The 25585-nt window shown below is 58.2% G+C and carries 22 protein-coding genes and 1 tRNA gene; 7 read left to right on the plus strand and 16 right to left on the minus strand.

All coding sequences use genetic code 11. The annotated features are described in order from the left end of the window. The 3 genes from VNM72_07285 to VNM72_07295 all read left to right on the plus strand — a co-directional run. The coding region (locus VNM72_07285; GenBank protein HXF05203.1) for a hypothetical protein at window positions 1-192 on the plus strand (192 nt) is incomplete at its 5' end. A gap of 5 nt (window positions 193-197) precedes the next feature. Then, window positions 198-1340 (plus strand): acetoin utilization protein AcuC, encoded by a 1143-nt coding sequence (locus VNM72_07290; GenBank protein ID HXF05204.1) that lies wholly within the window; start codon window positions 198-200, stop codon window positions 1338-1340. Window positions 1341-1348: 8 nt separating this feature from the next. Continuing rightward, window positions 1349-2200 (plus strand): amidohydrolase family protein, encoded by an 852-nt coding sequence (locus VNM72_07295; protein ID HXF05205.1) that lies wholly within the window; start codon window positions 1349-1351, stop codon window positions 2198-2200. 264 nt (window positions 2201-2464) lie between these two features. On the opposite strand, the gene VNM72_07300 is transcribed toward VNM72_07295, so the two are convergent. The 3 genes from VNM72_07300 to VNM72_07310 form a co-directional block, all read right to left on the minus strand. Next, the gene (locus VNM72_07300; GenBank protein HXF05206.1) at window positions 2465-4240 is read right to left on the minus strand and encodes an acyl-CoA dehydrogenase family protein; all 1776 of its coding nucleotides are present in this window, start codon (window positions 4238-4240) and stop codon (window positions 2465-2467) included. A gap of 50 nt (window positions 4241-4290) precedes the next feature. Beyond that, complete coding sequence (locus VNM72_07305) at window positions 4291-4944, minus strand: TetR/AcrR family transcriptional regulator (GenBank protein HXF05207.1); 654 nt, start codon at window positions 4942-4944, stop codon at window positions 4291-4293. A 144-nt stretch (window positions 4945-5088) separates the two neighbouring features. Continuing rightward, a complete protein-coding gene (locus tag VNM72_07310) occupies window positions 5089-6237 on the minus strand; it encodes an acyl-CoA dehydrogenase family protein (protein ID HXF05208.1) in 1149 nt (382 codons plus the stop codon). 265 nt (window positions 6238-6502) lie between these two features. Between VNM72_07310 and VNM72_07315 the strand changes: the two genes are divergently transcribed. Further along, window positions 6503-8098 (plus strand): fatty acid--CoA ligase, encoded by a 1596-nt coding sequence (locus tag VNM72_07315; GenBank protein HXF05209.1) that lies wholly within the window; start codon window positions 6503-6505, stop codon window positions 8096-8098. Window positions 8099-8548: 450 nt separating this feature from the next. On the opposite strand, the gene VNM72_07320 is transcribed toward VNM72_07315, so the two are convergent. From VNM72_07320 to tsaB, 9 genes are all read right to left on the minus strand, one after another. Next, window positions 8549-9091 carry a peroxiredoxin gene (locus VNM72_07320; GenBank protein HXF05210.1) on the minus strand — a complete coding sequence of 181 codons (543 nt, stop codon included), beginning with the start codon at window positions 9089-9091 and terminating at the stop codon, window positions 8549-8551. A gap of 230 nt (window positions 9092-9321) precedes the next feature. Beyond that, a complete protein-coding gene (locus tag VNM72_07325) occupies window positions 9322-10596 on the minus strand; it encodes an MFS transporter (GenBank protein ID HXF05211.1) in 1275 nt (424 codons plus the stop codon). Window positions 10597-10638: 42 nt separating this feature from the next. Beyond that, window positions 10639-10712 (minus strand) — tRNA-Gln (locus tag VNM72_07330). Between the two features lie 94 nt (window positions 10713-10806). After that, on the minus strand, window positions 10807-11391 hold the full coding sequence (locus VNM72_07335) for a hypothetical protein (GenBank protein HXF05212.1): 585 nt from the start codon (window positions 11389-11391) through the stop codon (window positions 10807-10809). A 151-nt stretch (window positions 11392-11542) separates the two neighbouring features. Continuing rightward, window positions 11543-12445, minus strand: a complete 903-nt coding sequence (locus VNM72_07340; protein HXF05213.1) for a phosphatidylcholine/phosphatidylserine synthase — start codon at window positions 12443-12445, stop codon at window positions 11543-11545. Continuing rightward, window positions 12442-13062: a phosphatidylserine decarboxylase family protein gene (locus tag VNM72_07345; protein HXF05214.1), complete on the minus strand. Its 621-nt coding sequence runs from the start codon at window positions 13060-13062 to the stop codon at window positions 12442-12444. Before VNM72_07345 ends, VNM72_07340 begins: the two co-directional genes overlap by 4 nt. A 105-nt stretch (window positions 13063-13167) precedes the next feature. Continuing rightward, window positions 13168-13404 (minus strand): DUF465 domain-containing protein, encoded by a 237-nt coding sequence (locus tag VNM72_07350; protein ID HXF05215.1) that lies wholly within the window; start codon window positions 13402-13404, stop codon window positions 13168-13170. Between the two features lie 92 nt (window positions 13405-13496). Next, on the minus strand, window positions 13497-14000 hold the full coding sequence (gene rimI, locus VNM72_07355) for a ribosomal protein S18-alanine N-acetyltransferase (protein HXF05216.1): 504 nt from the start codon (window positions 13998-14000) through the stop codon (window positions 13497-13499). Next, window positions 13951-14739, minus strand: coding sequence for a tRNA (adenosine(37)-N6)-threonylcarbamoyltransferase complex dimerization subunit type 1 TsaB (tsaB, locus tag VNM72_07360; protein HXF05217.1), 789 nt, complete (start codon window positions 14737-14739; stop codon window positions 13951-13953). Before tsaB ends, rimI begins: the two co-directional genes overlap by 50 nt. Window positions 14740-14906: 167 nt before the next feature. On the opposite strand from tsaB, the gene mutS reads away from it, so the two are divergent. Beyond that, window positions 14907-17588: a DNA mismatch repair protein MutS gene (gene mutS / locus VNM72_07365; protein ID HXF05218.1), complete on the plus strand. Its 2682-nt coding sequence runs from the start codon at window positions 14907-14909 to the stop codon at window positions 17586-17588. 130 nt (window positions 17589-17718) lie between these two features. Then, window positions 17719-18105 (plus strand): hypothetical protein, encoded by a 387-nt coding sequence (locus tag VNM72_07370; GenBank protein ID HXF05219.1) that lies wholly within the window; start codon window positions 17719-17721, stop codon window positions 18103-18105. Between the two features lie 141 nt (window positions 18106-18246). On the opposite strand, the gene dat is transcribed toward VNM72_07370, so the two are convergent. From dat to VNM72_07390, 4 genes are all read right to left on the minus strand, one after another. Then, the gene (dat, locus tag VNM72_07375; GenBank protein ID HXF05220.1) at window positions 18247-19116 is read right to left on the minus strand and encodes a D-amino-acid transaminase; all 870 of its coding nucleotides are present in this window, start codon (window positions 19114-19116) and stop codon (window positions 18247-18249) included. Window positions 19117-19425: 309 nt separating this feature from the next. Beyond that, a complete protein-coding gene (locus VNM72_07380) occupies window positions 19426-20421 on the minus strand; it encodes a dihydrodipicolinate reductase (GenBank protein HXF05221.1) in 996 nt (331 codons plus the stop codon). Between the two features lie 24 nt (window positions 20422-20445). Then, on the minus strand, window positions 20446-21441 hold the full coding sequence (locus VNM72_07385) for an ROK family protein (protein ID HXF05222.1): 996 nt from the start codon (window positions 21439-21441) through the stop codon (window positions 20446-20448). Further along, window positions 21434-23503 (minus strand): protein kinase, encoded by a 2070-nt coding sequence (locus tag VNM72_07390; protein ID HXF05223.1) that lies wholly within the window; start codon window positions 23501-23503, stop codon window positions 21434-21436. The genes VNM72_07385 and VNM72_07390 overlap by 8 nt, the downstream gene beginning before the upstream one ends. Window positions 23504-23670: 167 nt before the next feature. On the opposite strand from VNM72_07390, the gene VNM72_07395 reads away from it, so the two are divergent. Continuing rightward, on the plus strand, window positions 23671-25506 hold the full coding sequence (locus VNM72_07395; GenBank protein HXF05224.1) for a hypothetical protein: 1836 nt from the start codon (window positions 23671-23673) through the stop codon (window positions 25504-25506). Window positions 25507-25585 lie beyond the last annotated feature (79 nt).

Consider the following 25585-nt stretch of genomic DNA (forward strand, 5'->3'; position numbering starts at 1 on the left):
TGGTTGAGCATCACTGATAATTTCCTGCCACTGGCACGAACGCGAGATCCTTTTCAGGGCTATCTGAATGCCGCGCTCACTGCCATGATGATGGCCTGCGCGGTAGTCGTCCTCGTCAACAGCGTCGCACGATGGAAGCGAATCCTCCTGCCCGGTCGAACTCCAGTCCCGGCGGTCGAAACAGGAGATTGAAGCCCATGTCAGTGGATACGTCTGCCATCCTCTTTTATAGCGATAAGCTCACGACCTACGATTACGGCCCGTACCATCCTTTAAAGGTTCGTCGCATTAAGCTCGTTTTCGACCTGCTCGCATCCTACAGCGTCATCACTCATCCCGGCATTCGAGTGATCGAGCCCCGGCCGGCCAACCCGGACGATCTGCAGATGTTTCACGATGAAACGTACCTCGCTGTGCTGCGGGGACTGGATGCGGGCATTTATCCAGAGAATCTCTACCGATACGGACTGGGGCCCGGCGACAATCCCGTTTTCCCCGGCCTCTACGAGCTTGGCATCCTCGTCGCCGGGGCGTCGCTTGAGGCAGCTCGGCTTGTTGCCGACAAGAAAACGCCCGTCGCCTTCAGCATTGCCGGGGGACTTCACCACGCGTTGCCTGATCGCGCCTCTGGCTTCTGTTACATCAACGACGCCGTCCTGGCCATCGAGTGGCTCCGTCGCCAGGGCGCTCGCGTCGCCTATATTGACGTGGATGCCCATCACGGAGATGGCGTTCAGATGGCCTTCTACGGCACGGATCAGGTCCTCACCATCTCGCTTCATGAAGATGGACATTTTCTCTTTCCCGGAACGGGTTTTGTCGAGGAGATCGGTAGTGGTCCCGGTCGCGGTTACTCGGTTAATGTTCCCCTCTACCCCGGTACCGACGACGAGACCTACCTCTGGGCCTTCGACGAAGTCGTCCCTCCACTCATCGCTCGCTACCAGCCTGATGTGATTGTCACGCAACTCGGCGTGGATAGTTTCGCGAGCGACCCGCTCACCCATCTGCGTTTGACCACGCACTGCTTCAGCCAGATCGTTGAGCGATTTCGCTCCTGGAATCTCCCCTGGGTCGCCCTCGGTGGGGGAGGATATGATCTGTCAAACGTCGCTCGCGCATGGACACTGGCTTTCGGCATCATGAGCGGAATCGAGCTGTCGAATGAAATCCCCCAGCTAGGGCGCGAGCAGTTGCGGCGCGAAGGCATCATGGTGGAACACCTCCACGACCCCTCACCCACGACGAGCACTGATCGGCGAGTCCGCGAACACGCCGAACGGAGCGTCCGCTTCATTCATCGGGAAATCCTCGCCCCGATGTCATCGCCACGTCGCTGAGGGCCGTTATGACCAAAGCCATTGATTTCCACGTCCACCTTCCGACGCAGAGCTTTCTCGGGCGGGCCATTCAACCCTACGTCGCGGCTACGGAGAGATACTTTCGCACCACGGTCCCGATCCGCGAGATCGAGGAGGTTGCGGAAACTTATGAAGCCCTCGATGTGGTCGGCGTGCTGCTTGCCTGGGATGCGGAGACGGCAACCGGGCTTCCCCCCGTGACCAACGATGAGGTCGCGGCATTCGTCAGGAGGTATCCGAACCGCTTCGTCGGATTTGCCAGCGTTGACCCCTGGAAGGGCAAACGGGCCATCGAGGAGATCGAGCGCGCTGTCACGGATCTGGGACTATCCGGTGCGAAATTTCATCCCAGCATGCAGGCCTTCTATCCTCATGACGCGCGCTTCTATCCCCTCTATGAGAAAATTGCCCGGCTCGGTGTACCGGCCCTCTTTCACACGGGCACGAGTGGGCTGGGAGCGGGGACTCCCGGCGGGATGAAGATTAAGCTGGATTATTCGCGGCCACTCTACCTCGATCACGTTGCGGCGGATTTCCCCGAAATGACCATTATTGCAGCCCACACGGGTTGGCCGTGGCATGAGGAGCTACTGGCCATCATCGGCCAGAAGTCCAATGTCTACATGGATCTCTCCGGCTGGCTCCCCAGGTATATCCCCTCGGTGATCTGGGAACACGCGAGATCCCGACTGCAGGACAAAGTCCTCTTCGGCAGCGACTATCCGTTCATCACGCCGGACCGATGGATGTCGGATTTCGAGAAGATCGAACGACTCTCAGACGAAGTCAAACGGAAGATCCTCTACACCAACGCCGCCCGGATTCTCAAGCGGGAATGACGGGTCGGCTCGTCAGCCGATTCAAGGGTCACGCCGGGTAGGCCCCCTCTGTGCGTGCTTGAAAAAAGTCTCTTTCTCGGACCTGAAAGAGCAGGATGCAATTAACCTGGCACTGCACGTCAGGATGGCCGACCTTTTCCGAGCCCCGAAGGGGCGCGATCACCTTTTGGAATCATGGCCGCTCAGGCCTTGAACCATCGTCCCGGCATTTCCTGTTGCATCGCGCCCCGGTGGAGCTTCGGCGTGAGATTGGCGGACGGCTTTTTAAACGGCGTATTGGCCCGCCTGAATCATTGCGTTGGCGATGCGGCGTCGCGCGGCGATGGTGTTGAAAGGTTCATGGCGAGTAAACCGGCGAAGCGCCGCCAGAAGCATTCGCAGATCGTCTCCCTCGGCCAAAGCCGACAGGGCCATTCGCGCTGTGGCATCAATCCGGGTTATAGCAGATGCGACATAAGTCCGGGCAATATCGCAGGGGATCTCGGCCCGCTTCTCCCCCTCCCGCTGGAGGAGTTTTAGCGCCCGGAGGACGGCGCTCTCCATTGCAAAGACCTCCATGGCGATGTCACTCAACGCCCCGACGATCTCCTGCTCCTCGGTCAACCGTTCCCCGTACCTCTGGAGCGCCACGCCCGCGACCAGCAGGAAAATCTTCCGCGCACGAGCGACGACTGCCCGCTCCGGCCCGAGAGTATCGCCTGACTCCTCCTCGGGTGCAGGTGGCGCCAGCAACTCATCACGCAGACGCAGCGCGGCCGGGATGAGCGGCAGCTCTCCTCGTGTGGCTCGCCGCAGGACCATTCCCGTCGTCAGCAGCCGATTGATCTCGTTCGTCCCTTCGTAAATGCGGTTGATGCGCGCATCCCGGTAGGCTCGTTCCGCGGGATACTCCTGGCTGTAGCCGTTACCGCCGAAGATTTGAACCGTCTCGTCAACCACATAGCCCAGAGCTTCGCTCGCCATGACCTTATTGATAGCGCATTCGACGGCGTACTGCTCGATGGCTTTCACCTGAGCATCGGGATCATCGGAACTGATCCCGGCCAGCGCCTGATCAATGAGCCATGTCGTGCGGTAGACCATCGCTTCGCACACCCACGTGCGGATCACCATCTCAGCGAGCTTGTGCTTGATCAGACCGAATTCGCAGATGGGTCGGCCAAACTGTCGCCGATCTTTGGCGTACCCCAGCGCATGATTGAAGGAGAGTTTCGCTCCACCCACACACCCGGCGGCCAGCTTGAGGCGACCCAGATTGAGGATGTTAAAGGCAATCTTATGTCCCTTGCCGATTTCCCCCAGGACGTTCTCCACAGGGACGGGGACGTTCTCCAGAAGGAGCGGGCAGGTGGATGAACCCTTGATGCCCATCTTCTTCTCTTCTTTTCCGACGGTAAACCCGGGGAAGCTTCGCTCGACAATGAAGGCGGTGAAATGCTCCCCGCCGACTTTGCCGAAGACGGTGAAGATATCGGCAAAACCGGCGTTGGTGATCCACATCTTCGTCCCGTTGAGGATGTAGTATCGCCCATCGGGGCTGAGATCGGCCCGCGTTTTGGCCGCCAGCGCATCGGAACCGGCTTCAGGCTCCGTCAGCGCGTAGGCGCCGATCAGTTCTCCCGTGGCCATGCGAGGTAAATACTTGCGCTTCTGCTCCTCGCTGCCGAAAAAGACGATGGGCTCGGTTCCGATCCCGGTGTGTGTCCCCAAGGCGCTGGTGAAGCCGCCGCCTCCGGCGATCTTTTCCATAATGACCATCGTGCTCATCTTGTCCAGGCCCAGACCTCCGTATTTTTCCGGGATATGAGCCGAGACGAGCCCGATGTCACTTGCCCGACGGATCAGATCGCGCACGAGTTCAAAATTGTGATTCTCGATCTCCTCGTAGTGCGGCAGCACCTCGGTCCGCATGAACTCTTCCGTGGTTTTGGCTATGAGGCTATGTTCGGGACTGAGTTCCTCAGGGATGAAAACAAAATCCAACGGTGTTTCTTCCAAAAGGAACCGTCCTCCCCGAAGCACTTGAACATCTGTCGTCATCGCTTTTTCCTCCGTTGCCCTTGAACTGTCACTTTCCTCAGAACCACCTGTCAGGATTCCGCCGAAGCGGTGGGGTCAGCTTTGGCGACGATCTCGCCCATGGAGACGGGGCGCAAGATCCCGTGAAAGGCGATCTTTGCTACCTCCTCGGCGACCTGCTCGCTCGTCAGTCGGCCTTCGGGCCGATACCAACGTGAGAGCGTCAAAAGCATCCCGAAGAGGCTGAACGCGGCAACCGTCACATCTACGTCCTGAAGTTTCCCTGCGGCCTGCAGTTCCTTGAGCGTATCGCGGAGGAACTCATAATACGCGCGCTTGCGTTTGGTGATCGCTCGACGGTGAGCCGGAGTAAGGGCCGCAACTTCATCCACGAGGATGGTGAGGGCTTTTCCTCGCTCGGTGATCAGCCGCGCGTGTTTGACGAGGATGGTTCGCAGGCGTTGTTCGGGATCGGAGATTTGACGCGCCGGTTCAATCACCTCTTCCTCCAGCCGCTGCATGCCATAGTTCATAATGGTGAAGAGCAAGCTCTCCTTGCCGGTAATGTAATGATAGAGGCCGGGCTTGGTCAGTCCAACAGCGTCAGCAATATCATTGAGGGAGGTAGCGTCATATCCTTTGGCGCAGATGATTTCGGCAGCAGTGGTGCAAATTTGCCCCAGCCGATTGTTCTCTTCCACCTTAAGCTGCCGTTTTCGTCTCATCGTTCCAGCCTCTCCTCACCAAACCTCCGGTCAGTCATCGCCTTGCACCATGCTCCAACCGACCGGTCGGTAATGTATTCCCCGCACGCGTTCGATGTCAAGCCGAGGCTCGGCGGGATGTCGGTCGCAATGGGTGGATCCTCCTCATGGGAGTTTGCCGAACAGCTCGCGGGCCATGATCAGACGCTGAATTTCCGACGTTCCTTCGTAAATCTGAAACACCTTCGCATCTCGCATGAGTTTTTCCACAGGATACTCCCTGATGTAGCCGTAGCCGCCGAACACCTGGACGGCTTCAGTGGTTACGCGCATGGCCGTGTCGGCGGCAAAACACTTGGCGTAGGCCGCCTCCAGCGTATTGCGGAGTCCCCTGTCGGCCAACCACGCAGCATGCCAGGTGAGCCAGCGGGCGGCGGCCGTTTCCATGGCCATTTGCGCGATTTTGAAACTGATTCCCTGATGGCGAGCGATGGGCACACCAAAGGTCTTACGCTCACGGGCATAGGTGATAGCTAATTCGGTGGCCCGTCGCGCGACCCCCACTGCCGCGGCGGCGACGGCCGGGCGGGAGTAATCAAAGACCCGCATGGCGATCTGAAAACCGTCGCCCTCCTGACCCAGACGATTTGTCGCCGGGACCTCCACCTCCTCCAAAATTACCTGGGCTGCATCGGCGGCCCGCTGGCCCATTTTGTCATCCTTTCGCCCGACAACGACGCCTTTCATCTCTCGCTCCACGATGAAGGCGCTGATTCCCCGATGGCGCTTCTCCTTGTCCGTGTAAGCGAAGACGACATACCAGTTGGCGACCGAGGCGTTGGATATGAAATTCTTCGTCCCGCTTATCACATACACATCCTTCTCCCGACGGGCGGTGGTCTGAATCCCGACCACATCCGATCCGGCAGCCGGTTCGGTCAGAGCGTAGGCAGCCAACTGCCGTTCCTCTGTCAAACGGGTGAGGTATTTTCGCTTCTGTTCCTCTGTCCCGGCCAACAGCACGGGCAATGCCGCCAGTTGATTGAGCGCAATCGCTGAGCGAATCCCGGCACATCCCCAGGCGAGTTCCTCCCCGATCAAGCACTCATCGAGCAAGGATAACCCCGGACCTCCATACTCCGGTGGAATGTTGACGTTCATCAGACCCACCTCATACGCCTTCTCCACAACCGGCCAGGGGAATTCCCCGGTATGATCGTAGGTCGCTGCAACGGGAATGATTTCCTTCTCCGCGAACTCGTGAGCGAGCTTTTGAATCGCCCGCTGCTCGTCGGTCAGTGCGAAATCAATCATGGCCGCCTCCTGCACACAGCGGTGAAACGTCATTGATAGAGGTTGCCATTTTAGGCCAGTTCGTCTTGCCAAACAAGCAGGACATGTCTCTCAAAAAACGAAGAGGCTGCCCGACAGAGAACCGGTTGGCGCTTGACACGCGAGACCTGAACTGATTATTGTCACGGTGCCTGGCGAGGGCGGAGGGGATGCTCAAGTCGGGGAGCGAAAATCAAAGATGTGGCCAACGCACTGATGTCATCTCATCCACTGCGGAGGGAAAACGATGAACATTCCACTCACACCGTTGCGCTTTCAGCGCCGCGCCGCGACGCTTTATCGGAAGAAGGTCGGCGTCGTCTGCGGCGGCGAACGATTCACATACGGCCAATTCAACGAGCGGGTCAATCGCCTGTCGCGAGCCCTTCAGTCATTGGGAATCCGCAAAGGCGACAGGGTGGCTTTCTTGAGCTACAACTGTCATCGCCTGTTAGAAGCCTACTACGGCGTGGTTCAAATCGGTGCGGTCCTCATGCCGCTGAATATCCGCCTGAGCCCGGGTGAGTTTACTTACATTCTCAATGATGCCGAAGCCTCGATCCTCTTTCTCGATCCCGATTTCATCCCCGTTGTAGATGCCATTCGAAGCAATCTGAAAACGGTCTCAACGTTCATCCTGCTCGCTTCGGCAGAGAGGCCGGGCTGGGCCATTCCCCGCACCTACGATGACCTTCTGGCCGAGCAGTCGGGCGAAGATGTTGACACGTCAGGAATCCAGGAAGATGATCTGGCCGAACTCTTTTACACCAGCGGAACGACCGGAGATCCGAAAGGCGTGATGCTCACCCATCGAAATCTCTATCTCCATGCCATGAGCGTGCTCGCCGCACATCATGTTACAGAGAACGACGTACAGCTTCACACGATTCCGCTTTTCCACGTCAACGGTTGGGGAACGCCGCAGACGTTGACCTGCGTCGGCGGGACCCATGTGATGCTGCGCCGCTTCGATCCCACAACCGTTCTCGAGCTGATCCAAACCGAGCGCGTGACGATCTTCTCGCTCGTTCCCACGATGGCTACCGCGCTGGTGAATCATCCCGACATCGCTAACTATGATGTTTCCAGCGTAAGGCTCATCCTCATCGGTGGAGCTGCCTCTCCTCCTGAGCTGATTCGGGCGGTGGAGGAAAAGTTCCCCTCGGCTCAATGCTATAGCGGCTATGGCCTATCGGAGACCTCCCCCGTACTCACCGTTTCCTTCCTCAAACATGAGCACCAATCCCTCACCGGGGACGAGCGGTATCGCCGTCAGGCCATGACCGGATTCGCCATTCCGGGCGTCGAGGTGCGCGTCGTCAACGACCGGGGCGAAGATGTCAAACCCGATGGGAAGGAAATCGGCGAAGTCATTGCACGAAGCGATGGGATAATGCTCGGGTACTGGCGGCGACCGGAAGAGACGGCTGCAATCATCCGTGACGGCTGGCTTTACACGGGAGATATGGCCACGATTGATGAAGACGGCTACATCCTCATCGTGGACCGCAAGAAGGATATCATCGTCAGCGGCGGAGAGAACATTGCGTCCATTGAGATCGAGAAGGTGCTCGCCTCGCACCCCGCGGTTTATGAGTGCGCCGTCATTGCCGTACCCGATGACAAATGGGGCGAAGTTCCCAAGGGGCTGGTCGTCCTCAAGCCGGGGATGACAGCCACCGAACAGGAGCTCCTGGAGTTCTGCAAATCAAAACTCGCGGGATTTAAGGTTCCAAAAAGCATTGACTTCTACGAATCTCTTCCCAAAGGTGGGACGGGAAAGATCCTCAAACGCGAACTTCGGGAAAAATACTGGAAGGGGTACGAAAAGCGCGTGCACTGATCGGCCAGCGCTTTTGAGCGGAGGGGGCAAATTGTCGTGGCCGTAACCGCGAGGTGTGCCCTTCATTCAGTGTCTCTGAAACCCGCCCAACCGGCTTTCTATCACGGGCGGCTGCACGTGGAGCGGGGGATTAAACGAGGAGACTGGTCCCACGGTAAATAATCGGCTCGCGTTAAGCCACCCTGCTTTTCGCGGAGGCTTTTCAAAGAAAGCTGTTCAGCGGGGACGAACCGGCACTGCCTGTTATGACAGGCAGAGCAGGACGTCAAAGGTGAACCCCTTTGTTCGCCGATTCGCAGCGCCAGGAGCGGGCCAGCATGCTCTATATGGACTTCCCCCGGCCGAAGCGTCAGGCTCCGGATCATACAAGCCCGCCGGTCAGCTTCGTCGCCTGTTATACTAGGAGCGACGAGCCCCCGGCTCGGTGAGATGTGGAGGCCACCTCGACACTCACTTGTCCTGAGGAGAAGACTTCTTGCCCGCGAGCAGACTACAGGCGTTCCGTGCACCCGACGGATCAATTGCCGTTGCTCCCTGTTCGATATGGCGTATGATGCCCTCCTTGTCTATAACGAACGTCGTCCGCCGTGCGACGCCCCGCTCTTCATCGAGAATCCCGTATTTTTTGGAAACCGCACGATTCAGATCGCTCAGTAGCGGAAAGGTCACGCCGATCTCCTTGGCAAATCGCTGATTGGCAAAGGGGCTATCAATGCTGATGCCGAGCACGACGGTATCGGTCTCCTCAAACTTGGCCATATCAGCCTGATAGGCCTGAAGCTCGCGGGTTCAGCCACCGGTGAACGCGAGCACATAGAACGCGAGAACGACGTTCTTCTTTCCTTTGAAATCTGACAGCCTGACCGGCTTAAGGTTTTGATCCTGGAGCGTGAAGTCGGGAGCCGGATCCCCAACCTTCACGCTCGTCTGGGGCGGGGCCGACGTCTGTTGAGCACTCCCGATCATACCCAGAAGCGAGAGAACCACTCCCATCACGACGGTTTGCGATCTGATCCTCACGGCAGGCGTCCTCCTTGAGATCGAGATTTCTCACATCTGACACGGCTCCATAGTCTACTGCTGAACGCCCAGGCAAGCAACAACCATTCCCATTACACGGAGCCGCTGCCCTGACGTCCTCGCTCGAAGCAAGGGCGGAATCAAAGGCCTGAGCTTGTGAAAAGGAAAAAGATAGCGGATTCCTGACACCGGTCGCGCAACACTCACGGTCGCTCGATCGGTTTCAGGGACCACAACCGATGCCATGACCGACGGTATGGGGCGAAACCCACCAGGGCCATGGCTGCCAGAAGGAGTCCCGCTCCACGATACAGTCCCTTGATACCTACAACACCGGCAACGACTCCCGCCAGAGAAACCGACAGGGTTTGAGCAACGAGAAAACATGCCCACGATGCGCTCGTCACACGTCCCATGAGTTCCATGGGGATCTCTTCCTGAAGGAACGTCTGAGCGGAGATGATAATGGCGGCTGCTGCCACTCCCATAGCGAAGGCGCAGACGAAAATTTTCGTCAGCGACACTACAAAAGTGAGAAATATGAGCCCCCCACCAACGATAAAAATTCCTCCAGCCAGAGCCAGGCGACGGGGAATACGCGAGAGTTTCCCCACCACCGGAATACCAATCAGCGTTCCCACTCCCGCCAGGGACACAATCAAGCCGAATGTTTGCGGGCCCTGACCAAGAACATCACGCACATAGATCACTCCCAGCACGGTCAGTGAGCCGGTCACCAAAAGGGTGAGCGATAGGGAAACGATGACGTAGCGAATCGGACGATGAGTGAGACCAAACCGGATCCCTTCGGCAAAGAGAGCCCCAATCTCGCGCAGGCTGAAATGGGCTGGGGTCGCTCGAACGCCGCTCAATTGATACCTCCCCTGAAGCCGAATCCCTGAAACAGCCATCGCCGAGAAGAGAAAACTCACGCTCAGACAAGCAAGCACTAGGGGATGGTTGAGCTTCTCCAGGAGAAATCCGCTCAGTCCGGGAGCAACGATCAGGCTCATTTGCATTGCTTGAGTGATTAGGGCATTGGCCGCCGTCAGCTCATTCTGCGAAACAATCTGCCGGGTCATGAACAGTCGCCCAATCAAGAAAAAGGATCCCGCCAGACCAAAGAGAACTATCGTTGTCGTGAGGATACCAGGAGAGGCTGAAACCATCGGAACGAGGAGCAATCCCGCCCGCGTTAGCTCACTCATGGTGAGAAGTCGTATTGGTGAGATCCGGTCGAGGATCACTCCCGCCAGCGGGAGAACCAGCACCTGCGAAAGAAAAAAGAGCGCAGCTAAAAAACTCAGGTGTTCCGTCCCGACACGCTGCCTGAACCCCACAAGCACGAGCAAGGTATAGACGGCCAACACCCCACCGAGACTACTGACCGCGAAAGCACTCCAGAGAAGCCGGAAGTCACGATTCTTCAAAAGCCCTCGATAGGTTACTGACGTCGCCGCAGGGGAGAGATGAGTCACGATCCCGTCCTAGCGCAGCCATGGCCTGGAAGATGGGGAAAATGGCTGGGAGCCAGGGATTCGAACCCCGATTCGCGGATCCAGAGTCCGCTGTCCTACCATTGAACGAGCTCCCAGCAGCGCACGTCACTATAGCGAGTAGCGTCCTCCGTTGTCAAGCGCGGTTCTCGCTGGCCCGAGACCGTTCGTGTCATCGCTCCAGGCATCAGATCAGGAGCTTGAGGAAGGCTTCTTCTTCCGCTCCTGCTTCTCCTTCTCGATCTGCTCTGCGAGCCGCTTCTCTCCCTCGCTGGCATCGGCATGAGCCAGCCGGGCGGCTTCCAGAGCCCGCGCAAGCGCCGCTTTCTCTTCGTCCGATGTCAGTGTTCGCTCGAGGGCGGTTAATCGAGCCAGATGGCGCTCGGTTGCCTCACGGAATGCCTTTAATGCCTTGTAAAGAAGTTCCGTCTCCGCCTCGCGCGAGTGCGCATCTTCGATGTTGATGATCGTCTCATCAACCGCTTTGACGTAATGATTGAGCAGGGTTGCTGGGGACGCCTTCGGCAACGGGCCCCATTCCTCCTCTTCTTTCTTGGACTGTTGCGCCGAGCGATTCTCCAGAAGCAGCAGCCGTCGCTCGGCAATCTTCATCAAAACCTTGACCCGGAGGTCTATCTCCTGAGCTTCCTTGAGCTGATTGATTTCCTTGGGCGTCAGGTACTCGTCCGACTCCTGAGCACCACCCGGATAGGGACACGTCGTGACCAGGGCGATCGCCAAGCCAAAGCCGACGATATAAGATCGCCTTTTCTTCATTGGACATCCTCCGCCGGAATTGTAGCGCAACAATGGTTCGCGGTTTCCCCGCGGCACGGGCTTTCCCGCCTGCGCTTTCTTCGTCTTCGGAGCCCCGAAGGTCTGCGCTCCCGGTGGAAAAGTTTCGCTACTGGATCTCCGCCCTCGCCCGCTATTTCGTAACCGGTTCAATAGTGGGTGCTTCGGCTTTCCCGAACCGCAAGAAGTTGTAGCCCCGGAGCGCGAGGCCATGCGTGGCGTAACTCACGGCCAGAATGAGCAAGACCCACCGCGAGTAAAAGTAGATGCCCAATCCGAGCAATACGAGAAAGAGATAGGACCACCGAGCGCTTATTGCTCCAGAGCCAAGATCTTTGAAACTCCGATGGCGTATCGTACTGATCATGAGGAGACTCAGTCCGCAGACGAGCGCTAGAAAGAGACTGCTCACGATCGGAATTCCAATGACAACGGTTTCTCCGAGCACCGTCAAATGGAGGCTGTCGCGTACAAAGAGAGGCATCGGACTGAAGTGGACAATGGCCGCGATGAGTCCGGCGGCAGCGGGAATGGGCAATCCGACGAACTGACGACGCTCCTTTTTCGACGGGGTTGCCATTCGTCGCGCGTGCACGTTGAAACGCGCCAGCCGAAAAGCCCCACAGGCGAGATAGAGAAATGAGGCCGCCCAGGCGATTTTGGAAAACTCCGGGCCGTATCCTTCGGGGACAGAACCGTAACCCCACGTATAAGCGAGAACCGCCGCCGCAATCCCGAACGATAATACGTCAGCGAGACTATCAAGCTCAATGCCGAAATCGCTCGTCGTGCGCGTCATTCGCGCGATGCTTCCATCGAGACTGTCAAAGAGGACGGCAAATCCGATGGCCTTGGCAGCATTATCGAACAGGCGCGCGGCTTCGGCTACGTCGGTGGGTAACACCTGATAGCCTTTCATTGCGGCGATTATGGCATAAAAGCCACAGAAGATATTCGCTGTCGTGAAAACGCTCGGCAGGGCATAGGCGCTGCGCCTTCGAGGGGGTGAGCTCGGTCCGTGGTCCTGGCGGCTCATGATTGAATCCTCGCAATAATGCTACTGCCCGCCCGCACGCGATCTCCCGGACGGACGACGATCTCCGTGTCGGGGGAAAGGATGACATCGGCGCGGGAGCCGAATTTGATCAAACCGATTCGCTCTCCCTTTTGCACCGTTTCGCCGACGCGCTTCCAGCAGACTATCCGACGAGCCAGAATCCCGGCAATTTGTTTAACGATCACCTCCGTCTTCTCTCCCGAAATGGTGATCACCGTTTGTTCGTTCACGACCGACGCTTCGTCCTTCATTGCCGGTCGAAACGATCCCGGATGATGCTGAACATCAGTTATTCGCCCGGCAATAGGCGAGCGATTCACGTGAACGTCCAGCGGCGAGAGAAAGATCGAGAGGATTCGCCCCGCCCGGGGATTGGAGGGGTCCAGTGAGGCGATGCGCACGACTTTTCCGTCTGCCGGAGAAACAATCGCCGCCTCATCCGCTGGAATCGGTCGCTCAGGATCGCGGAAAAACCAGGCAACGAAGCCAGTACCGAGGAGAAAAACGAGAGCAATCCAGGGAAAGTCCAGGGCGTAAAAAAGCGACGTCAGTCCCACCCCTGCCAGAAGCACCGGATAACCGTCCCGCGCAACCATCGTATCAGTTCCTCTCCAAACAGAGATGCGAACTGCTGCCCCTCGGTCCCATGTCTCCCCATTCGGCCACGAGCCGTGGAACCTCTCCTCACGCCTGTGTCGGTTTTATCGAGCGGCCATCTGTCGCCTATAGCGATTGAGGATAGCCTCCATTTTATCTTTGACCAGGAGCTTTTTCTTCTTCAACAGCGTCTCTTCCATCATTTCTTCCTGGGTGGGATAGGGTAGCGACGTCAGTTCTTGCAATCGTTTCTCATACTGCTGGTGCTCAAGCGCCAACTCTCGGAATTCAGGGTCTACCGCCATCAGATGTTCTTTGAGAGACGCAGAGCTATTCTCCATTGCTCCCCTCCTCGCGGTGTGATGTTTGACTTGACCAGGGCCATCACAGTTTCCGGCACAATCTTAATACAGCTCACCCGGTGACGCAAGCACTATGTCAGCTCGAGGCGCATGATCAGGGCGTCTTCGACCGGGTCCGAGTAATAGTTCGGGCGTCGGTGCCAGACGGTGAAACCGAGAGCGCGATAGAATGCCCGGGCGGAGTAATTCGACGCGCGCACTTCGAGGAAGCCACAAACAGCCCCGCGTGCACGGGCGCGAGCGATTCCCTCCCTTATGAGAGACGACCCAATGCCCTGGCGGCGGAACTCGGGATGCGTTGCCAGATTGTTGATGTGCCATTCATCCGCTACAACCAGCGAGCAGAGAAAGCCCAGCACCGTCGGCGTCCTCACGGGAGATTCGACCGGACGAGCGACGAGCAGGATTCGTCCCTCGGCGTCACCTCTGACGATCTCCTTGAGATAAGCCTCGTAGCCCCAGCGGCTGAGACCTGAAGTCTCTTCGATTTCCACGATCTCATCGAGATCGTCAAGCCGCATGTCGTCAATCTGAAAGCAAAGAGGACGATTGTTGGATTCGTCGAGCCTCAGCATCTGCCGGCCTCAAGTAAAAGGGACGAAGTTCGTCTACTCCTGCCGCCGCCCCGCGACGCCACTTCTGGTAGGCCAGAGCGGCGACCGAGGGAGCGAGCCAGGGAGTGACCAGAGCCGCCACCCATCCCGTTACCGGGTGAGGAATATGGGTGCAGGGATGAAGCGGAAACCCTTCCGCTGCCTGGAGAAGGATCGGAACCCCGTTGCCCACAAAGACGATGTCCCGCTCGGTGAGCGACTGCAGCAAGACATCGGCGCGAAGGACGTCCGGCTCACCAAGACTCTGAATGTCGCCTTCCGGTGAGACAGAAAAAAGTTGGGCGTAGACCTCCCCTCGCAGGGCGTTGATTGAACAACAGATCGTGCCACTCAGGTGAGTGGCATGAGCGAGCGCTTCAAGCGTTGTCACGGTCACGACTTCTCGCCCCAGCGCATGAGCGAATCCTTTGACCGTTGCCAGTCCCACTCGAACTCCGGTGAAAGAGCCAGGTCCGCAGGCGACGGCGAAAAGAGTAACATCTTCGATCGTTGCACCAATCCGTTTGAGGAGATAATCAATGTCGTTGAGTACCACGCGAGAATGGCTCGCCGGAGAAGTGGAACCGAGCCAGGATAGCGTCATGGTCCCCTGACTCAGAGCAACGCTTCCCCGATCGGTGGTTGTATCAAGCGCCAAGATAAGAGGCTCACGCTGCGCTCCTGTGCGAAAACTCGTTTCCGGATGGCGTGTTTGACACATGTAACGGGCAAATTATATATTTCACCGGTCACGCCGAGCAACGTTATCACATGCTGGCGTTCCGACGAGGGGGCGTCACGATTCGCCATGCCGGCTGACAAGCTGATATCAGCGCAATTCCAGAATTTCAGTGGATCGCTCGGGAACGACCCGATCCGGAGAGGGACATGGAGATAAAGGGACCCACCAAGCTCACGCCGATGCTCAAGCAATATCACGAGACGAAGCGTCGCTATCCGGGGACGCTTCTTTTCTTCCGCCTCGGCGACTTTTACGAACTGTTCTACGAGGATGCCCTCATCGGATCGAAGGAGCTTGAAATCACACTCACAGCACGACACAAGGAACGAGGCGCTCCTGTCCCGATGTGCGGCGTTCCTCATCATGCCCTCAATGCCTACGTGGCCAAGCTCATTCGCAAGGGCTATCGCGTGGCCATCTGCGATCAGGTCGAGGAGCCGACGGGCCGTAGCAAACTGGTGAAACGCGAGGTCGTACGAATTGTCACGCCGGGAACAGCGATTGAGAGCCAGCTTCTGGAGGCGAGCGATCATAATTATCTGTCGGCCATCGCCGGAAATCTGACCGAAATGGGAGCGGCTTTTCTCGACCTCTCCACGGGGGATTTTCAGGTCACCGAATTCAGCGGTGAAGATGCCTGGGAACGCATCGTCGAACAGCTCGACGCCTTTGGGGTCCGAGAAATCCTCTATCCAAAGTCACTCGAAGACTTCTTGAACGCACGCGTCTCCGGCCCGGCGTCGGATGAGCCGTCGGGAGCCACGGTAGACCAGTTCCGACGGGAAGCGGTCGTCCTTCAGCGAGCCACGCGAACGCCGCTCGACGACTGGGCCTTCGATGAGGATTACGCCGCAACTCTCCTGGTTGATCATCTGGGCGTAGCAACGCTCGATGGGTTTGGACTCACGGGCCATACGCAGGCCATTCGCGCAGCGGGAGCGGCCCTTCATTACGCGCGCGAGACGCAACAGGCGCAGGCCTCGCACATCACGGAGATTTCTTTCTTTCAGCCATCCGACTACATGATCCTCGATCCCTCCACCGTTCGCCACCTTGAACTCGTCCAACAGTTGGATGGAGGGAAGGACCACACTCTCTTTGCCGTCCTCAACGCTACAGAGACGGCCATGGGAGCCCGGTTGCTCAAACAGTGGATTCTTCGTCCCTCGGTGAACCTGGCGGAGCTGAACACGCGACTGGACGCTGTAGAGGACCTCAAAAATGCCCTCGTGCGGCGCGACCAACTTCGTCAGCACCTGAAGAGAGTCCAGGATGTGGAACGACTGCTGGCCCGCATCAACCTGGGGACGGCAACCGCGCGCGACCTGATCGGGCTCAAACAGAGCCTGTCCGCCGTTCCCCTCATCAAAGAGGTGCTGGCTGAGAGCAGCTCCTCCCTCCTTGAGGTTCTCCGAGAGAGCCTCGACGAACTGAACGATGTCTGCGACCTGATCGGTCGGGCGATCTCCGATCACCCTCCAGCCTCCCTCGCTGAAGGGGGAACTATTCGTCCGGGATATTCGGCGGAGCTTGACGAACTGCGGGCGCTGGCGGGCGACAGTAAAGGTGCCATTGCGGCCATCGAACGACGCGAGCGGCAGCGAACGGGAATTTCTTCGCTCAAGGTTAAATTCACCTCCGTCTTCGGCTATTTCATTGAAGTGAGCAAGGCCAATCTTCATCTCGTCCCTCCCGATTACGAACGCAAGCAGACGCTCGTCGGGGCCGAGAGGTTCACCACGCCGGAACTCAAGGAGTACGAACGAAAGATATTGAGCGCGGAGCAGCGCATTGCCGAACTCGAAGCGGAACTCTTTCACGATGTTCGGCGTCAAGTGGCCGGCGCAACCCGACGCATCCAACAGACGGCGCGGGCATTGGCTCAACTCGATGTCCTGACGGCCCTGGCTGAAACGGCTGCCCGGCGCAACTATTGTCGTCCCCTTCTCACCGAGGACGACGAGATTGTCATCAAGGACGGGCGGCACCCGGTCGTCGAGACACAGGTTGATCGTTTCGTCCCGAACGATCTCTTCATCAACAACACGACCGACCGACTCCTCATCGTGACCGGTCCGAACATGGGAGGCAAGAGCGTTTACCTGCGCCAGGCGGCGCTCATCTGTATCCTCGCCCAGATCGGATCGTTCGTTCCCGCCCGTGAGGCGCGACTCGGTCTGGTGGATCGGATCTTCACGCGCGTCGGAACATCAGATGATGTCGCCCGGGGCCGATCTACCTTCATGACCGAAATGATCGAGACGGCCAAAATTCTCCACACGGCCACGCCCCGCAGTCTCGTTCTTCTGGATGAGATCGGTCGCGGGACGGCAACTTTCGATGGTCTGTCGCTCGCCTGGGCCGTCGCTGAATATCTGCATAATAACGCGAACCACGCCGCCAAGACGCTCTATGCCACACACTATCATGAAATGACCGATCTGGAGAAGGTTCTCCCCGGCGTGCGTAATTACCAGGCGCTGGTTAAAGAAACGCAGGGCGGGATCGTCTTTCTCCATAAGATCGTTGAGGGGCGTGCGAACAAGTCCTATGGGATTGAGGTCGCCCGCCTCGCCGGACTTCCGCAATCGGTGATCGCGCGTGCACGAGAGATTCTGGCCAATCTCGAAGCCAACGAGCTGGATCCGATGGGGCGCCCCAAACTCGCCCGGCATTTGCCGAGCCGTGCCGATTGGAAAGAGCAACCCACCCTCTTTGATTCCACCCATCAGCAGATCATCGAAGAACTCCGCCAGATTGATCTCGACCGGTTAACACCGGAGGAGGCTAAGGAAGTCCTCGCTGCGCTCAAACGAAAACTCATCTAGAGACTCTCGGCTGGGCGCCATCCGCCATTCCGGGAATTTTTCCCGTCATTCACCTGCGCTTTCCACGACCGGATGGATTATAATGGCAGCCGCAAAATGCCAGACACATTTACAATTAAGGAGGCACTCCGTGCGACAAACACGAACTCTGCTCAGCATTACGATCGTGATTTTGCTCATTCCCGGTTTGCTCGCCGCACAGGAAAAGACGCCTGATGTCACAGGAACCTGGGAGCTGACTGTAGAAACGCCTCAGGGGACGGGCAATCCAACAATCGTCCTCAAACAAGAGGGCGAAAAGCTCACTGGCGTTTACAAGGGTCGCTTCGGCGAAGTCAATCTTCAGGGATCCCTCAAAGGCAACGACATCACCTTCTCCATCACGGTGAACGCGCAAGGAACTGAGCTGACGATCACCTATAAGGGGACCGTTGAAACCGATTCCATGAAAGGAACGGTTGATTTCGGTGGCTTCGGCGAGGGGACCTGGACCGGGAAGAGAAAGAAAGAGGGGTAACGGTTAGGGCCCTCGGACCCTTCAGAAGACACGGAATCGGTCCGGGTCGGCGATTTGCCGCCGAAGCCGATATTTCCTCCTGCGCAGTCAGGAGACATTGCTCTACCTTCTCGCTGAAAATTCCATCATGCCAGGGAATTCTCAGCGAGCGGTAGCACGACTGACGTGCGCGCGGACCATTTCCCGGAAGGCCTGCGAGAGGTCTCGATAAATCGGTCCAGGGACACCCGATCCGATAGGCGTGCCGTCTACCGCGATGACCGGCGCCACTTCGAGTGTCGTGCTCGTCAGCAGGACTTCCTGAGCCGCGATAACCTCAGGCGGACGGATGTCTCGCTCGACGACCGTATACCCTCGACCACGTGCGACTTCGATGAGGTGAGCGCGGGAAATGCCATGAAGGATTCTCTGATCAGCTACCGGAGTGATGAGGGCCGTCCCGTCATAGATGAAGAGATTACTGCTTGCGCCTTCGAGCACACAGCCGTCGCGGACAAACAACGCCTCGTAGGCTCCTGACCGGCGGGCCCGTTCTTTCGCCAGAACATGTGGCAGAAGGCAAATGGACTTCACATCCGAACGTCGCCATCGCTCGTCCGGCACAGTAATGACGGCAATTCCCTTCTCCCACACTTCGGGCGGAATTGTCCGGAGCCGCCGGATCGTCATGACCACTGTGGGCGTCGCATCAGAAGGGAAGAGATGCGCGCGGGGAGCAACACCCCGCGTCACTTGAAGGTACAGCTCAGCGTCACCGAGCTGCGTCCGTTCAATCAGTTCGTATCCGACATCCCGGAGGGCATCCAGACTATACGGCAGCGTGAGTTCAATGGCGTCGGCGCTTCGTTGTAACCGCTGCAGATGATCTTCAAAGGCAAACGGCTTCCCCTGATAGACGCGAATAACCTCATAGATGCCATCGCCGAACTGGAAGCCTCGATCTTCGACCGACACTTTCGCGGAAGCGAAATCGAGAAACTCGCCGTTGAGCCAGACAAGTCCTTCTGTCACGTTCCTCCCTCCAACAATGGCCACAGGTTTCCCAGATTCCTCGATTTCTCTCTTTGAAAATCGGCGAAACCTGTGGCTTGCTATTTGTCGTCTCTTGCATCAGCAACATCAAAACTCCTCGTACTAGCGGTGAACTGACGCCTCAGCCTCGAATGATCATGAAAGGGCAGTCGTAATCCGCAAGCGGTCACAGTGTTCCCAACGTTCCGAGGTGTGGCGTCAGTTTCCTTCCCCCGCATGACCTGAACCATTGCTCCGAACCTGTGACACAAGCGTTCGAGTCCGGGCACTGTCGCAGGCGTGCGCGACTTACGGAGAATATTTCACCGGGAGATCCATGACCGTCCGGAGTCCGGGGCGGGCTGAAACGATGAGCGGGATGGTATTGACGACAACGGCGGCGGTGGCCAGGTCTCCGTGGGTTCCGCCGGGGATCTGCAGCGTGATGTTCGGACGCCCCGTGATGCGGATAGTGTCAGCCGCATCGCGAGCACCGACGGCCATTCGCAGATCGAGGACAATCCGCTCCCGACCGTTGGAGACCCCCCGACACACCTGTTTGACGCCCGCGACGAATCCCTTTTTCACCTCCAGATATTGCGTCCGCATATCTTCCTCGGCAAGGACGGGTTCGATGGTCTCCGTCAAATCATCCAGGTGAATCCCCAATCCATCGGCGATCATGGCGGCCGATTCAGGGAGACCGTGATGTTTAATGGTGCCGGAAGCGACGGCCCGGGAGAATTCGTCCGGCGTCATCCCGGCGCCGATTTTCTTTTGCAAAGGAAGTCGGCGTTCGGAAGCGTCAACGACCCGGCTGACAAAAATGGAATCAACTTGCTGGCAGACGGTCGAAAGCGTCAGCACCAGTTTATCCATTACGAACCCGGGATTGACGCCCGTGCCAACGACGGCAACGCCTCGCGCATGTGCCCGCGCATCCAGTTCGCGCGAGAGTTCCGGATATTTACGAAACGGATACGCCAGTTCCTCACAGGTCGAGATGACGTGCGAACCTGCTTCGATACAACTGTAAAGCTGATCGAGTACGGTGGTCAGGTATGAAGACGTAGAATGAATGACGACATCCGCGCGGTGACGGAGCACGTCGGCTGCTCGGTCGGACACCTGCACGCCGAGCGGCCGATCGAGCCCCACGACCTCGCTCACGTCGCGGCCCACTTTGGCCGGATCAATGTCTATGGCTCCAACGATTTCGGCGGTCCCTTTTTCTACAACCAACCGAGCGATGGCTGCCCCGATGGGGCCGAGCCCATAGTGGATGAGGCGAAGTTTTGATGGCATCGTTTTAATCCTCCCGAAGAAGTGTCAAAAGACTTCGACAAGCGCGGAGCGGACATGATCCCGGGCGAGGAGCGCGGCACCGATGACGCCCGCCATTTCCCCCAGTTCACTTCGAACGAAACGACATCGCCGAAAGGAGAGGGCGAAGCTATGTCGGGACGCTTCTCGCCGAATCGCCCGCAAAAGCAGATCACCCACTGCCATGACCGGTCCACCGATGACGATGACGTCAACGTTGAGGAGGTTGATGACGTTGGCGATGGCCAGTCCCACAGCCGCTCCCGCTTCGCGGAGCGCAGCGCGAGCCAGCCGATCCCCATTGATGGCTGCCTCAATCACTCGCTGAAGCGTCAGGACGCCGGCCATATCGGTGGCCAGCGACGACAGCGAATAGGCTGGATCGGTGAAGAACATTTCGCGCACACGCCGCACAATGTTTGGTCCTGAGGCTACCGTTTCCAAACAGCCCACTCCTCCACACCCGCATTCAATACCCCGTGGATCCACCTTACAGTGACCGAACTCGCCCGCATAGCCCGCTGCCCCTCGATGAAGCCGCCCATCGAGAATGAGGGCTGACCCGATCCCGGTACCAAAACTGACGAAAAAGACATGGCGAGCCCCACGAGCGGCCCCGCACGTCCATTCCCCATAGGCCGCCATATTCGCATCATTGTCGAATACCAGTGGCACTCCAATTGCCCCCGAGAGTTCTCGATAAACATCGAACCCGGAGAGATCAACAAGGTGGGGAGCCAGTTCGATATGTTGGGTCTGCTGATTCACGAGTCCCGGCCAACCAATCCCGATGGCGCCAATAGTGCCGGCGTCCGGTAACTGACACAGCTCCGTGATGACTTCGATGAGTTGCCGGAGGAAGATGCGCGGCATGCGCGTTTCCGCCAGGAGATCTCTTTGAGCAACGATCTCTCCGTCGACGGTCACAATAGCGGCCCGGATGGTGCGGCCAATATCAACGCCGATATATCGTCCGGCAGCGCTGTCATGGCGCTCACTCATCACCCGACTCATCGGTGATTTCCCTCGCGAGCGCAGGGGAGGACCCGGTAGATGAAGGGACCGCGGATTTCAAGCGAGAGAGGGCCCACCGCACCTTAGCCCGGATGCCCTCATCCGGATCGGAGAGAAGGTCGCCGAGCGGATCCGCGGCACGCCCATCGCCGATCTGACCGAGCGCCTCAACTGCCGCAAACCGGAGATTGCTGTTGGAACTCTTGAGGAGCGGCACTAAAGCTTCCACGGCTTCACTGCTTTTCATCTGACCCAACGCCACGGCAGCCTCGCATGCGACGAAGACATCCTCGCAGGTGAGCAGGGCCACGAGAACAGGGACGATCTGTTCATCGCCGATGAGTCCCAGGGCGCGCGCAGCAAATCGCGCTGTTACATAATCTCCGGCATCGAGAGCTTCATTCAGTTCCTCGATGATCATCCCACTGGCGCGTGAGCCCTGGGAGACGAGAGCGGCGACGGCTGCCGCTTTCACCCGGAGACTGGAATCGCGTAATGCCGAGACGAGCGCTGAAATTGCCCGAGGATCTTCGGAAACTTCCAATAGTCGCACTGCGCGCAACCGTTCCGCCTCGCGCTCATCCGACAGCATTGCATAAGGATCGAGTGTCGCCGATCCTCCGGCCATTCCGCTGACGATCTTCCGGGTGATGTGGTCCAGGACAGTGAGAATATCTTTGGGATGGGCATCCACCTTCTCCGTCCAGAGAAGATCGCCGGTCCGCGTCTCAATCAATTGAGCCGTCACGCGAAACCGCTCTGGGGAACGCAGGAAAGCTCCGACCAAAACCGCATCTACGCGCAGATCGCGCCCGACCTGTCGCGGATCAACGAGTCGGTGTTGATAGCGGGCGATGCGGCTGGAGGGTTGCACATTGACGGTTTTGAGTTTCCCCAGTTCGGTGATCAAACTGTCGGCCAGCGAAAGACTGTAGACATCGTCATCGGGATTACTGCTCAGATTCTTAAACGGCAGGATAGCGAGCGAGCGCGTCGGACCGCTGGTGAGCGAAAACTCGGCCTTCTGGCTGCCCGATGAGTGAGCGGCAGCCACCGAGGAGCGAGGCGATGTCCCCCGCCAAACGGCGCGAACCACCCGCCGCAGTTCACGAATGAGCGGCCAGAAGAACCACTTGCGCACCGGAGGATGAAACGGCACGCGAAGTCCATCGGGGATTCCGCTGACCCGCCCGATGTCCGGAGCGATGGCCAGCAGGTCATCGCGCAAGTCTCGCATGGTCTGATAGCGATCCCGCGGGTCCTTCTCCATCGCTCGCTCGATCACGGCCTCAAGGGCTTCCGGAATCAAGGGGTTGAGCTGCCGAACCGGACGCGGCTCCTGATGAATCACTGCGGCCATCGTCTCCACGCGCGTTTTCGCTTTGAAGGGGACTCGCCCCGTCGCCATCTCATAGAGAACGACCCCGAAGGAAAAAATGTCCGTTCGATGATCCACGCGCTCGCCTCGCGCCTGTTCCGGTGACATGTACGAGGGCGTACCCAGAGTCGCGCCGATTTCCGTCAGGTCCGCCCGAGCTTCTTCCTCCGCAGACGAAATCTGCTCGGCCGAGAGCTTGGCCAGACCGAAGTCGAGAATCTTCACCTGCCCGCGTTCGGTGATGAGGATGTTCGTTGACTTGATGTCGCGGTGAATGATTCCCCGCGCATGAGCGGCCACTAACGCATCGGCAACTTGAAGAGCAATGCTCATCCAGCTTTCGAGATCAAGCGGCTTGCCCCCGATGACGCGCTTCAACGTCTGACCCTCGACATACTGCATGACGATGAAATAATGTCCGTCGGTCTCGGCAATCTCGTAGATAGAACAAATGTTGGGATGATCGAGAGCCGAAGCCAGCCGCGCTTCTCGAAGGAAACGACGCCGGGATTCGGGATCCCCCACGAGATCCCCCGACAGAATCTTCAACACGACCGTGCGTTCGAGGTTCAGGTCATAGGCTTTGTAGACGACACCCATCCCCCCTCGACCCAACTCGGCGAGCACCTTGTAATGAGAGATGACCTGGCCGATCAGATGATCTTGTGCCACCTACCGATCTCCATCGCTTCCTGACGTCCAACGAAGACGCTCGAATATGACCATCAATTCTACGTATCTGGCCACGAGTTGGCAATTGAACCGGTTGACGACGCCGATCTCCCCACATAAAATTGCCGCTGATTTAAAAAACCATTCGTGGGGCATATTGAGGTGTTATGAAACGACTGAAGATGACCGTTGTGACTGTGACGCTCGCGCTTCTTTCCTTCCTCCTCGTCCTGGGGGCTCCGCTCCGCGTTCGATCACAATCCGATGTCGTGTGGCAGCAGATGGCCGGACCCTTTGGGGGACGCATTCTCGCCCTCGCTGCTGATGACGCGGGCGTATTCTATGCCGGAACTGATGGAGCAGGCGTGTTTCGCTCGACAAATAACGGTGCGCTCTGGGTCGAGTTCAACAACGGACTGTCGGCCCGGCGCATTCAAGCCATCCTCCCGACGTCGTTTGGTCTTTACGCAGGCACCGCGGGAGACGGGGTTTACCGCTTCGACGAGAGCACACAGACCTGGCGCGTCGTCAGTGAAGGACTGACCAATCGCAATGTTTCATCGCTTGCCGTGACCCCATCCGGGGATTTGATTGCGGGCACTCGAGGAGGAGGAGTCTTTCTTTCCCGCGACCAGGGGAGCACCTGGATGCCGCTCAACGAAGGGCTGAGCGATAGCGATGTGCGAGCGGTCCTCGTCAACGATGTTGGACATATCTTAGTTGGAACAGCAAGCGGACTTTTTCGATCCGTTGACAACGGTGACTCGTGGCTGCCGACAAACCTCAAAGGGTTTGCTCTTACGTCTCTCGCCATGACGCGCAGGGGCACGCTTCTTGCCGCCGCCGATGGGACGGGACTCTTTCGTTCCACTGATCGCGGGGTTAACTGGACGACGAATAATGCTTCGCTCTTTACATTGACGACGCGGGTGCTGGCAGTCTCGCCTAGCAACATCGTCTATCTGGGCACGGGTTCAGGCGTTTTGCTCTCGTCGGATGATGGCATATCCTGGCTGTGGCTCAACGGAGGCCTGGATAACCGGTCGGTACTTTCCGTTGCCTCCTCGGAGCAAGGTGTCGTTCTTCTCGGGACCGATGGTAATGGAGTCTTCCGATTCGAGCCGGAGGAGGGTGAATGGGCCGCTGCCAGCACGGGTCTTCGCAGTGCGAGAATCATTTCGTTTCTCAGGGAGTCGGGAGGCGAAATCCTGCTCGGCACGGAAGGCGCAGGGATCGCGCGATCGCTCGACCAGGGAGCCAGTTGGACCACTATTAATACCGGCCTTCGAAGTTTCGTCGTTCATGCCATCGTCAGAGACGACCGAGGACGACTCTTCGCCGGGACGGACCTGGGAATTTTCCGCTCGACTAACGACGGTGCCCGATGGAACCCGGTCAATTTCGGCGTGACCAATCCCTTTATCATGGCCCTGGCGGTGAAGCCACCGTATGTCTTCGCCGGGACGCTTGGTGGTGGGGTGATGCGCTCGGGAACTGGAGGCGCAGCCTGGGGACCCGTCAACAATGGCCTTCGCAATCGCAATGTTCGAGCCCTGACGGTCAACAGTGCCGGCGTCCTTTTTGCTGGAACCGAAGGCGGCGTCTACATGTCCACTAATAACGGGGGACGATGGACGGCTGTCAATACCGGCCTGGCCAGTCAAAACGTTCGGGCCCTTGTTGTCAATGCCCGTGATGTTCTGTTTGCAGGGACGGACGGAGGCGTCTTCCGGTCGGCCAACAACGGAGCCTCCTGGGTGCGGGTCAATACGGGATTGACCAACACGATGATCAATGCCCTGACCGTCGGACCCAGCGGCGAAATTTATGCGGCCACCGAAGGGGGACTGTTTATGTCCACCAACGATGGCACTTCATGGATAGCGATCACGGGCAATCTCCCCCCGCTGCCCATCGGATCAGTGACGGCGACGTCCCGGTTTGTCCTCGCCGGCACGAAAGGAGCGAGTGTGTTCCGCGCAGTCCGTCCGTTGAGTCCCTGAACGGGGGAGGCGCTTGCGTCAAAACTCTTCCGCTGAGAGGGTGACCATGAGGTGGGGCGGGCCGGCTCGCCACAGGACA

The organism is Blastocatellia bacterium, assembly GCA_035573895.1.
Taxonomy (GTDB): Bacteria; Acidobacteriota; Blastocatellia; order HR10; family HR10; genus DATLZR01.